We start from the raw sequence: 12,038 nt of genomic DNA on the forward strand, positions 1-12,038 counted from the left end.
CCTCCTTACCTCCTAAGATCCTAAGGGAATGGATGCGGTTTTAGATTAAGCGCCTCAAACGATAATGGCCGGTCGGCATACCCCAGTTCCGCCGGGACGGTAAGGACCCGTTCAAGTCCGGTCAGACGGGTAAGGTGATGCCCGAAAGTCATGGGAAGCATGCCGGGGATCACTACCTTTACGCAGTGCAGCCCGTTCTTCGCAAGTTCCGGTGCCGTCTGATCCACGACAATGACATCAAGGTTCCGGCATCGGAATGCTTCCAGTATATCCTTCAGGTCATCCGTCAAATCGCTATGATCGGACGAAGGCTTGAATTCCTCTTGGAAACTCCGTAACGGCCGGGTGTCGTTCAATAAAAAGCCCAAGCGCTCTTCGGCCTGCGGCAACCCATACAGCATGCCGTGATCATCCATCTGTCTCACCAGGGAATCATCATCAAGCATTTTTTCATGCTTCGACCTGTTCTTTTCAAGTTTCTCATCAAGGTTCAGCATCATCCCGGCCAGCTCCTGGATTGCACTTTTAGCAGCCCTTACCGGATCGAGATGGGCACCGGCTGCCAGGATCAGATTCAGTCCAGTATCCTTCCGATTTTTCGCAATCGCAAAGATACTCGGAATTCCATTCTCCATGGTGGCGTTATACAGATAGAGATCATACCCGGCGACCGCCCGCATCCGTTCGATCATCAACTCGAGCTCCTCATCCCCTGCTGTAAAGGGATCAAGACGCGGCAGGCTCAGCTCTGCATACCAGGTCAAAAGGAACGAATCGCGTTCGACGACCTCCATGATTCCGTAAAAAATCGCTTCCTCCCTGCTTCCCCCAAGTGCACAGCCGTTGGACGTCTCATAGACAAAACCGGCTGAACCGCATCCAAGACTGTAGTAGCTAAGGAGCTCCGGGACGAGGATCGGTCGCTCTTCATTCAGTGAATAGCCCCATACCCAATCAATCGCCCGGTCCCGATCAAACTTTTGAAAAGGAAAGCCCGGCATGGCATATTGTTCGTCGGTGTGCACGCCTACCTTCATCGGATCCAGTGCCTTCTCTTTCACATTCCGGTAGCTATCATGGACCACGGTCCGTTTACCGCGCGGCTGCAGCCCGCAGTGACGCTCCAACCCCTCAAGAATGGCGGTCAATTCGCTGTCAGAGTAAGCCTGTGTCCGGCCAGCCGTCCCTTCATCCCCGGAGAACATCGGCATATTGACGCTCGCATCCGCGAACGGTGTCACCAAATCATACATCTTACTATTGAAAAGCCCGGTGCGATTATCCAGATAATCTTTAATAAGTACGTTTTTCAATTCACCCAGTGGCGTGCAGCGGAAGCTTCCCTTACTGATTTTCGGGCTCGGCTGAAGGGAAATCCTTGCTAATTCCGGGGAATCGTCCGGCACCTGGCTGCAGAACCTGCATAAAGAATCGGGAGCGAAGGAGTGCCAGGAGCTGTTCAATGTTTTCAGTTCCGTTAAACAGATTTTCCCGTCGGAATGTGGTCTTTCTCCTTCAAGGAACCTGAAAGCTTCTGTGGAAACAAGTTTGGCCATGTGCAGGAATCCGATATTCGATGCCCACGGGTCCCTCGTCATTCCCCCGACTTCAGCAAGTTTCTCCTGTACCTCCCTCATCTCATGACGTTCCTTCCCCCCAAGTAGTCGACGCAGATCGGCACATTGTGAGCATCCCGGTGTGCCGGGTCGAACCAGTGGTCCGATGATGCCCTCCCCGAACGAAACGAAGCCTCTTAACCAAGGAATCTCAGACTCACGCATCACTTCTTCCGCCCTTTGGTGAACAGCCGGATCCCACGTATCCTGGAGCGATAGCACCAAATCCGCCCGGACAGGGAATTTTTTTTCAAAACTGCTTTGCCTGAACACAGGGTAACGGGCTGATAATTCCGCACAGACAGAATCCGCAAGCGTCCCTTCCCCCACAATCACCACGAAAGAATTCATTGACTCTCCTCCTCTCGCAGCATCACGGCAAACACGCCTTCAAGCTCCTGTTTAAAAATCGGTTCCATACCGAGTTCATACACTTCTACATGTTTCCGGTTCTCTTTCAAGATGTTGATTGCCTGATTTACGGTTTCAGGCTGAATCCTATCTTCATCTGCTTGTATGGTGATTCTCTCTACATTTCCTTCAACTACTAAAGTGGCAGCAGGATTTGCATCGAATGCGTCCCAATCGTTTTGAGCATAAAAGAGTGCATGTTGCAAAGACTTTCTCAGTGCCATCGTAAGCGATAATCCGGCATTTCCATACCAGCCATTTTTTGCACGCACATACACGACCGGAAAGCCTGCAACATCCTCTCCTCTTCCGATTTGTGGCTCACCTTGCATCGTGGTCAGTGCCTTTAAGTAAAAACCGCATCTTTCATCCTTGACCGAATCCAACTCGATAGGGTAAACGGGATTTTTTCGAAGCGATTCCCGTTTTCTCAGCTCATCCGTCAAACACTTCTGAATCCCGCGTCCCACGCATTCCGCGAATGTCGCCCCTGTGCAAGTGGCGACATATTCCCACCGCTGATGCGGCACAATCGAACGCCCCAACCTCAAAGCGTATTCCTCTACCCCTTGCAAACCTGCTTCCCGTCGAGCCTCTTCATGGGTCAAGCCGCTGCAGATCACCTCATCGAGTAGTGCGGCCGGACCCCCTGACATCACATCGACAGGTTGCACTCGGCATTGAGCAAGTGGCAGCTGCTTCGTATCGCCTTCCTCCCATACATGAAAAATCCCAGTCTCCTTTGACGTCAGCAGACTGAAGAAATAGAGCATCTTTTCCCCGTCGCCCCTTTTTGACGCCTGCCCCAGTTGTGTGTCCAAACTCTTTATAGCTTCTGCCGATGGCGTCCCTGTTTCTAGTGGATGCGGTAAAAAGGAATGCCAGCTTCCTTCCAGCGTTTCCGTATCCAGGAGGAAGAGCTTGTTTCGTTGATTTTGTTTGGTCACTCCTGTCATCTCTTTAAATAATTCAAACACAATCATGTTTGCGAGCATCGATGCAGGGACCGCCGATTGTGCATGATACTCATTTTCTTTTCTTAAGGCAGTAAGGTGCAAACGCCGCCATGCAGATTCCCAGCCAGCCTCTGAATCTGGATGGATGATCGGACCGGCGATGCCTTTTTCCCTGTGACATACCGCGGGAATAAACAATTTCTTATCCTTTCTGCAAATGTCATGAATCAGGGCCAATTCCTCAAGGTTTTCTTTTTGCGTGACAAATAAGATTGAATCAAATGGCTCCAGTGTGTCCCGCCAGCCGTTTTCATTACATCTGACTTCGTGAAGCTCAAGCTCCGGATCGGATTGACGGGCGTGGTCCACAAGTTCCATCAGTCTCCTTTTATTCGTGGGCACTTCATCGGTGATGAGCACCTGAAGCTTTGCCAACCCTGATTCAATCAGCGATGAAACAAGTGAAGTCAGAAAAGGTCCAGACCCCACTGCCAGGACATTGGCGCCGCGGTAATGCTCAAACCTTGATGCCCCCGAATCAGCCAAGCTATCGACAAATTCAATCTGTGAGGCGAATCGAACCATCACCTGCTGCGGTAGCTCGTGTGGCAGATCCTTGCTGACATCCCGGACAAATCCGTTCTGATAGAGAACCTCTGCAATGTCCATCACCCTATCTTTATAAGGACCGGGCAGTCCTTTCGTCAATGACTCAAGCGAGTACTCCCCATTGAACATCGGTAGGAGCTTCTCAACCCACTGATCGATCCCACTGCCCTCCATCCGGAAAGAGCACTGGTTATTCCTGAAATAGACCCCGCTGTTTGGCTCTGGGAGGTAAAACGTATCCCTCTTCACTTTTAAGCGCATAGAAGGCTCCAACTTTTCCATATCGCTCCTCCTTCTCCCCGCTGCTTTCGTTGTTAGTAAACCATCATTATCATCGTATGAATCTCAATTTGTCCCATATGTATAATGAAGAAAGGTATCGTGAGAACCAACCTAAGCAGAACCTTGGCAGACGTTTCTTGACTTTTTTTCAGGACCGTGTGAAAGTGGCATTTTGCACATAAGAAAGACCCCTGCACACATGCATGCAGGGGCCTTCCTATCAACTGGTTATCGACCGCAACGTCCGCAGCGACCACAACCGCCGCATCTGCCACATCCTCCACAGCGTCCACAACCGCCGCATCCACCGCAACGGAAGCATCCACCGCATCCAAAACAACTAAAGAAGCATGCGAACCCAAACCCAAAACAACCTCCAAATCCAAAGAAAAGTCGTTCGTCATTCGGGTCGAGCATTTGTTGATCCCAAGAAACAGGCTGTGTTGCCTGAAAATCACCTACATTCAGATTTTGAAGCTCATGGTGAAAATGATTCATCTTCTTCACTACCTCCCCAATTAATTAGCCAAAGTCAGTCATCCAAAGAACAGATTCAAGGTAAATTCCTCTTATAGGTACATTCCCTATAAATGTCAACACTCCCAACCAATTTATGTGATCTTAGTGGGTGCTGTTACTGATGTAAAAGCCTATTTTACAGGGACGTGAAGATAAAAAAGCGGGCGTGGGGTCGGTACCACGCTCGCTTCTAATTTGGTTTTGATGATTATATACCCATATAGGTATTAAAGAAAGAGAAAAGTTGGTTTTGATAATATATTTCTATTTTTGATAATAAATGGGTATTTTTGATAATATATGGGGAAATTTGATAATAAGTAGGCTGTTTTTGATAATAAAATAGGGTACTGACCTTGAAATACCCCCCTGATTACAACCAGAAAGTATAAATAATCAGGGATTAATCGGTCATTTTTCTCGAATAATGGCTAAAAAGTCGTTTCATCGCCCGATTCTTACAGGACTCTAAACAAATCATGTTCTTCCAATACCTTATTTATCTATTAAAAATTAAATTTCCCCATTTTTTGATACTTCAATATCACCCAATATGCCTCTTCCTCACTAATCTGTGATCGTTGTGCATCCTCTTCTGAAACCTCAAACGTGATATCTCGAGAGACAGATCCACCACTGTCTGTCGTAAAAAACTACCGTCCATCCTTTTCATGAATGACGATTCCATAATTTGAAAATATCTCTTTCATTTAAAAACTTCCAACTTCACTTAATCAGTTTCATGGTGCTTGTTCTCCCTAAAAGTTCCCCCATTGCCTTACCGGGACAAGCTCCGATTTAAGATTGTGAAGATTAATATAAAGAGGCGGCGATTCGGTTACTTTCGCACTTAGGATAACCTCCACACGCAATTAAAATCACAATCTCGTTCAAATCGTCTGATCCAAGGTACTTGTCCCCCTGGCACGCGTTGCTAGCGGAAGAATAGGTTCACGTCGAAAACAACTTCCAATTTCCTTCAGAGATCACTTCGACCTCTCCGTCTATCACTTTGATGGCGGTTTGATCGTCAATCGCATACGCAGGCCCCTCCATTCCGGCAGCCCATTTCTCTGCGTATGCCATCGTGTTTTCCGGCAGCATCTCGTGATCCAGGTGCGGAAAGATTGAAAAATCGACCAATCCCAGCGTATCATCACAACCTCCAGGCGGAGTCCAGCCTACGAAGGAGTCACCAATGTTCGGAGCCATCACCATGCTTCCTGCGCTCATTCCCACATAGACTGCCTGTAGCGACGGCAAAAGCTCTGCCATTCCGGATTGCTTCATCCAGTAACTAAGATACAAGGCGTCGCCACCAGAAACCAGCAGGACGTCCGTCTCCCAGACCAACGGCACCCATCGGTCTTCGCCGATACTTGGCAGTGCTGTGAGCTCAAGGACGCCGACGGATTTCCAACCCAGGTCAACCATTGGATTTTCTGATTTACCGCTGATGAACTCCCATGTCTTGACACCGGGTCCGACCCATGGGTGTCCGTACATCGCGGTTGGGATGCAAAGGGCATTGGATTCTTCGATTGGTTTATCAAGCATGTCAACCAACGCGTCGAGCATACTTTTGTTATTCACACCTGCAGATGTGAGCAGTAATTTCATAACAGCATCTCCATTTCATTGTAGGGGAATCGTCCATACCTCTATAAGACAGAAACAATTTAAGTAGATATCCGTCACCAACTATGTAATCTCCTAAGTTCTGTTTTCCTTCTTAACATTAATCTGCATTTTGGTTCAATTAGGAGTTCTACAAAAATGGTCGAGAATCCTTCTTTGACCATTCACCCCCGGTACTATCGATCTCTTTAATAGGCTATCTTGCATTAGTAGAAACTTTAGATGGGCTCTAGACTGATATTCGAATGATTTTCTAAGTGTAAATAGAGCATATTATCGGTAGGAGGTGATGGAATGGCAAACAAGAAGAAAACAACTAAAGAATTTGTAAAAACCAATTCATTGGATAATACAGTCGATCGACATAACGAAAACGCCAGGGCAGCTTCAGCTCTTGAACAAAATACCCCAAGAATTAAAACAGATAATCTTTGAGAGCGAGAAATAGGCGATTAGTGGCCACTCCCATTTCGATGTTGGGAATGTCTCAAGGAAAAATGTTCATTGAATTTTTTGACAAGTTCCTTGATAAAAATAAATTGTGAATGCATTGGGGACGGTTCTAATGCTTCCATAGCGATAGAACCGTCCCCCTTATTTCTTAATTCCCAAGAAATCCTCAACCCATTTATAATCCATTGGCCCATTAGTTATCGTATATTGATCGTGTTCGACTAATAATACATTTCTTTCAAATACGATTGGCATCGTGCTTCTTTTATCCTTATATTAATTCCCCTAAATAATACGGCATTTGGCGTCGCCACCAAACCCAATCATGGGAAACATCCTCGCCCCATTCATCAAACCATGCTGAAATTTGTTTCTCTTCAAAGGCTTCTTTCAACGTAAAATAGGAAGGCAGGCCATCCTGTTCCCAATCACCACGCCCGTTACAAATAATGATATCTGCTGAACGATATCGATCAATAAACCAGCCGTTATTTTGATTCCATATGTAATCACTCGGTGAATTTTCGTATACAAGCTGATCATTTCCGTAATCCCCACAAAAAAAACGTGCGTCGTAAACACCACTAAGTGCAACGGTTGATTGGAAGACATCCGGATGCCTCAAGAGAAAGTTCAACGCATGATAGCCCCCCATACTACACCCCGTTGTCATCATCGGATCAAACCAATCCGTTTTATGTTTAATAAATGGAATCGCTTCTGAAATGACATAGCGGTCATATGCTTCATGAGCTAATGCACGGTCATGCGCAGGTTTAGAGTTGTGCAGCCAGCTTTCGCTATCAATACTGGCCAATGTAAAAAACTGAACTTTTCCCGATTCGATAAAGTCCTTACACGCATCAATCATTCCAAAATTTCCGTATTCAAAATGCGTCCCTCCAGATGAAGGGAAAACGACGATTGGCATGCCACTGTGCCCATATCTGTTCAACGGCATTTCACGTCCTAATTCGCCACTCCAGTGGTTTAAGTGTTCAATATGCATAAGAAAAACTCCTATCCCTAACTTTTCGTTTATGGACAAAACGGATGATGTCATCGACTTCTTCAGGGGAATCTGCATTAATCGCATAAAATTGATTGCCTTGGAGTGCCGCAAACGCATCTGGAATGCGCTGTTCAAACTTCACCCGGTCGCCAAACCGCTCATATATTGCATTCGTATCATGTTGATACTCATAGGCATCACGCTGTGTGATCCCTACACAGTACTGATTTTCGACATCGGATTCCTTATATTCTCCTCCTGTCACAATAGAAGCGTACTGAGCAAATAGATCAATGGAGTACGCGAAATTGTACATATCAATCGTGTAGCCGCCAGCCAAGCGGTTATTGTATTCAAGTGCGACATAATCCCCATCTTCTAATTTAAAAAACTCAATATGGAAAAAGCGCTCCTTCATGCCAAATGCATTCACAATCGCCTTTCCATAAGCTTCGAGCTTTGGATCCATTTCTTTTTGAATCACATAAGCTAAATCCAACTGACCCTTCACGAGTTCCAAAGTCGGCATATTATAGGTGAAGCTTGTCTGGAAAACAATGTTCCCTTTCTGATCGACTAACCCATCATATGTACAAAGTACGCCTCCTTCGACATATGGTTCTACGAAGTATACTTGTGCTTCTCCCCATTCTTCTTCAAAATGACGTACAGCCTCTTCTGAACATAATTTAAAGGTTGCAGCGGATCCAACTCCATTATCCGGTTTTGCGATAACTGGCAGTCCTAATTCATCAATGGCTTTACTTAGCTCCATTTTCGTCCTGACGACTCTTCCTTCTACAACAGGCACACCTGCTTTTTCAAAGAGCTTTTTCATTTCAGATTTATACTTCACTTTTTTCAAGTCGTTCGTTTTATTTCCGTACACGTTAAATTGCTCACGCAACTGCGCATCAAGTTCTAACCAGTATTCGTTATTCGATTCAATACGATCAATTGGACCATGCTTATACATTAAAAAGGCAACAGCACGTTTCACTTCGTCTATATCTTCTAGATCATGTACACGATAATATTCTGTTAAAGAGTTTTGTAATTCTGAACCTAATTGGTCATACGGCTCTTCGCCAATTCCAAGAACATTGACACCTGCATCATGTAAACGATGAGCAAATGCCTGAAAATTACCTGGATAATAGGGTGAGATCAAAATATAATTCATAAAAAAGCTCCTTTCCCCGAATTAAAAAAATTATTATATTAATCTACTATTCTGAAATATTCAAAAAAGTAATATCCTTCATCATGTCATTCTGTCAAATAGTATAATCTAGTTCATTCAAGACCACTTCTCACTTAAAAAACGGAAACAGTTTGGCAGGTGTTTAGCCCAAGCTTTTTCATGATGTTCTTCATCCGCAAAAATATGGAAGCGAATGTGATCAATTGGAACTGCGCCTTCTATCAGTTGTTTATAATACTTAAGCGAGCAATCGATATAGGCCTGTTTCATATTACCATGCATCAATTGTCGATCGGCATCATCGCCTTCCTGAGTCCCAACTTGAATGTACACACGTTGTTCAGGATCCAACTCTTCCCTAGCAATATAACTATCAAAGGCTTTACCTGTTATCCAATTGGCTAAGGAAAATATGCCTAAACCACCAATTTGATCCCTATATTCAATCCCCATAAAAGCGGAAATAGTGCCTCCAAGTGAACTGCCGATCATCGCTGTATGAGTTTTATCCGATTTCGTTCGGTAATTCTTATCGATAAACGGCTTCACGACTTTCATGACAAACTCAGCAAACTCCGCGCCTCTTCCGCCCAGTTCAATATTTTCAGGAAGGGGGCTTTCAGTTATTTTCCAAGGTGTATATTCATCAATACGATCTTGCCCACCGTTATCGATTCCAACAACAATCATCCTTGGTAAATCGGTGTTTCCTTTAATTGCCTGAATCACTTTCCATGAATGCCCACTATAAGATTCACTACTGTAGAAAACATTTTGTCCATCATGCATATAGACAACTGGATAATCGACTGCCTCATCCTGATCATAATTTTCCGGCAATAAAACACGTACGCGACGTTTTTCATTTTTATAAGACATATGTAATTGATGTGTTTCTAGATTCAAATAAAAATCGGATTCATCCATTTAACTTCCTCACTTCATATTCCTGCATACACGCAACAGCAATCGCCAAATCAAACATGGCACCATTATTCTTCTGATCAGAAGGTGACAGATTCAACCACCAACATATATGTACCAAAGAACTTCAAGAAAACGTACTGAAAACAGAAAGCGAGATAACGACCTATCTTTATCATGGATCAAGCACCCTTGAACTTTATTTAAGATACAAGAGATTTCACTATTTCACTTCATTTTATACGTTTTCTGATAAAAACATTGTCAGAATTCAGCCGAATATATTCAGAGAAATTATCAAAATAAGTCGATTTAACGCTTCTCTCCTTACTCTTTAAACACCCTTATCGAAAACACGGGTCTTTCCCCCATAACTTAACGGGGGTCAAACCCCAATAACCCTGTATCAGTATGTTGCACGGGTATCCCCATTCTCATCGAATCATGTTTCAATGTCTGTGTGAGGATTGTACCCACTCGATGAGATACTTCTTAAAGAAAGACAGGCTCCATTTTTTAAAAATTAAAAAGAGTAAAGCGTGAACTTTCAACACTCTACTCTTAAAGCTTCTAGCAACTATGTTATTTCTGTTCTTTCCACTCTCTCTTCAACAACGAATAAGAATAATGATCAAAATATTCTCCCCTAAACAAATGCTTGTCTCGATAAATGCCTTCCCTTTTGAAACCTAGGCGCTCTAATAGATTTGTAGACCTCGTATTTCCTAGAGCTACATAAGCATTGATCCTATTTAGGTCCATATTGTGAAATCCACTCTCTATCGCAGCCACCAATGCCTCTTTCATATAGCCGCGTCCCCAGTATTCATGCCACAAATCATATCCTATTTCTGCAATATGATTGGTCCTGTCCCATGCATCGAATCCACAAGTACCCATCTTTTCATGGCTGTCTTTTGCCTCTAGGATCCATCGATTAGATCCTTTTTCTTCCGGATTCTTATTCCATTGAACAAACTCGATTGCATCCTCTTTCACGGTATAAAGCTCTTCATCGTACAGAAATTCACATACCTTTTCATCACTGAAAAGTTTGAAGATAAACTCGATATCAGCATCGGTGACGTTTCTTAACCTCAAACGATTCGTCTCTAAATCAGGAAAAAATCGTTCCCCACTCATCATAAACACCTCTTTCACTTGTTTGTTCTCTTATTTCGTTAATCCTCCTTCTCGCTCAACATATTCACGAATAATTGGTACGTCTGGTGGATTCAAATTTAAAGGGAGGTCTGTCAGCTTGAAGAATTTCAACTCTTTAACTTCATCCTCTTGTTCTCTTAACTCCCCTTCGTACTCCTTACATATGAACGTTGTCACGATGTTGTATACCTCATCTCCATGAGGGTATTGATAATAAAAATCCTCTCCGGAATAGACATTGAATAGTGTTAGTTTAGTTGCCTTTAGGCCGGTCTCTTCCACCAATTCTCGTTGAGCCACTTGCTCTAATGTTTCCCCCAGTTCTAATGATCCGCCGGCTAATCCCCAGCAATCATTGTCCCTGCGGAGTTGTAATAATAACTCATTACGTAGGTTAATCAGAATCACATTTGCACCTGTCATAATGAGTGGGCGACTGCCGACTACTTTTCTTAAATCCATTATGTATCCCATATAGCCTCCAATAGTTTTCTTGCTTCTTGCCGACCTTTAGCTTACATCTTTAAAAACAAGGATCTGATTCCCTTAGCTTAGCAAGGGGCAGACGCCAGACAAGCTAAAAAGAGTGGGATCCCTTCCCACCCTTCTTATATTAATCTAGTCTCTATTTTTTCCTTCTAATAATAATCACTGTAGTCAAAACAATAAGGAGTAAAAACATACCGCTAGCCATTTGCCTTCCACCTTTCTGAACGTGTTTTTAACGATCAAACATAAGGTTTGATTGTGCCATTAGTAGACTGTTTCAATACAAAGTGACACATTCTCCCCAACCTAAGATGTACTTCTTTATCTCAGGTTTCTTTCGTAATATGGCGGAAGATCATTGGAGCGAATAGTGATAGGAGCAGAATGATTAATGTGATCCACCATCCGATTGAGTTGAAGGTGTCCTCCGGGATGATAAATGTGTATCCCATGTACGATAGGAACAAAACGGCTTGAAGCAACTTCAATGCTTTCGCATCGGCTTCATTTTTCTCTGCGACAAGTCTTTCATCCGTTTCGGATAGGATTACTTTCGGGTTCTTTTTTATTTTCATCAGTTTAAGGAAAGAAGCTAGGGCTGCACTAAGAGGAATAAGCGATAAAGCGAGCAGGGCTTTGTTGTTTGCGAAAGATACTTCCTGTATATCGAAAATAAACCAGGTGACAAGAAGGGCCAAGCTTACCAGCATAAGTACACCGATGGTTATCTTTGTTTCCTTTACAACTTTTTCAACACTCAT

The 12,038-nt window shown here is 43.9% G+C and carries 11 protein-coding genes; 1 reads left to right on the plus strand and 10 read right to left on the minus strand.

The annotated features are described in order from the left end of the window. Nucleotides 1-20 precede the first annotated feature (20 nt). The 4 genes from LCM10_RS04185 to LCM10_RS04200 all read right to left on the minus strand — a co-directional run bounded on the left by LCM10_RS04185 (nucleotide 21) and on the right by LCM10_RS04200 (nucleotide 6,013). Nucleotides 21-1,967 carry a TOMM precursor leader peptide-binding protein gene (locus LCM10_RS04185; protein ID WP_224874912.1) on the minus strand — a complete coding sequence of 649 codons (1,947 nt, stop codon included), beginning with the start codon at nucleotides 1,965-1,967 and terminating at the stop codon, nucleotides 21-23. After that, nucleotides 1,964-3,874, minus strand: coding sequence for a putative thiazole-containing bacteriocin maturation protein (locus LCM10_RS04190; protein ID WP_224874913.1), 1,911 nt, complete (start codon nucleotides 3,872-3,874; stop codon nucleotides 1,964-1,966). The genes LCM10_RS04185 and LCM10_RS04190 overlap by 4 nt, the downstream gene beginning before the upstream one ends. Before the next feature lie 228 nt (nucleotides 3,875-4,102). Further along, nucleotides 4,103-4,372 (minus strand): heterocycloanthracin/sonorensin family bacteriocin, encoded by a 270-nt coding sequence (locus LCM10_RS04195; protein WP_224875595.1) that lies wholly within the window; start codon nucleotides 4,370-4,372, stop codon nucleotides 4,103-4,105. Between the two features lie 972 nt (nucleotides 4,373-5,344). Then, complete coding sequence (locus LCM10_RS04200; protein ID WP_224874914.1) at nucleotides 5,345-6,013, minus strand: Type 1 glutamine amidotransferase-like domain-containing protein; 669 nt, start codon at nucleotides 6,011-6,013, stop codon at nucleotides 5,345-5,347. Nucleotides 6,014-6,325: 312 nt separating this feature from the next. Between LCM10_RS04200 and LCM10_RS04205 the strand changes: the two genes are divergently transcribed. Further along, nucleotides 6,326-6,466, plus strand: a complete 141-nt coding sequence (locus tag LCM10_RS04205) for a hypothetical protein (RefSeq protein ID WP_224874915.1) — start codon at nucleotides 6,326-6,328, stop codon at nucleotides 6,464-6,466. Nucleotides 6,467-6,755: 289 nt separating this feature from the next. On the opposite strand, the gene LCM10_RS04210 is transcribed toward LCM10_RS04205, so the two are convergent. The 6 genes from LCM10_RS04210 to LCM10_RS04240 form a co-directional block, all read right to left on the minus strand. Next, nucleotides 6,756-7,493, minus strand: coding sequence for an esterase family protein (locus LCM10_RS04210; protein WP_224874916.1), 738 nt, complete (start codon nucleotides 7,491-7,493; stop codon nucleotides 6,756-6,758). After that, entirely contained in the window at nucleotides 7,483-8,679 is a 1,197-nt protein-coding gene (locus LCM10_RS04215; protein WP_224874917.1) for an ATP-grasp domain-containing protein, read from the minus strand. The genes LCM10_RS04210 and LCM10_RS04215 overlap by 11 nt, the downstream gene beginning before the upstream one ends. A 117-nt stretch (nucleotides 8,680-8,796) precedes the next feature. Further along, the gene (locus tag LCM10_RS04220) at nucleotides 8,797-9,627 is read right to left on the minus strand and encodes an alpha/beta hydrolase (protein WP_224874918.1); all 831 of its coding nucleotides are present in this window, start codon (nucleotides 9,625-9,627) and stop codon (nucleotides 8,797-8,799) included. A gap of 579 nt (nucleotides 9,628-10,206) precedes the next feature. Then, a complete protein-coding gene (locus LCM10_RS04230) occupies nucleotides 10,207-10,785 on the minus strand; it encodes a GNAT family protein (protein ID WP_318247467.1) in 579 nt (192 codons plus the stop codon). 12 nt (nucleotides 10,786-10,797) lie between these two features. Then, nucleotides 10,798-11,262 carry an NUDIX hydrolase gene (locus tag LCM10_RS04235; protein WP_224874920.1) on the minus strand — a complete coding sequence of 155 codons (465 nt, stop codon included), beginning with the start codon at nucleotides 11,260-11,262 and terminating at the stop codon, nucleotides 10,798-10,800. 341 nt (nucleotides 11,263-11,603) lie between these two features. Continuing rightward, a complete protein-coding gene (locus tag LCM10_RS04240; protein ID WP_224874921.1) occupies nucleotides 11,604-12,038 on the minus strand; it encodes a hypothetical protein in 435 nt (144 codons plus the stop codon).

The sequence above is a fragment of the Rossellomorea aquimaris genome, from assembly GCF_020171925.1.
Classification (GTDB): domain Bacteria; phylum Bacillota; class Bacilli; order Bacillales; family Bacillaceae_B; genus Rossellomorea; species Rossellomorea aquimaris_F.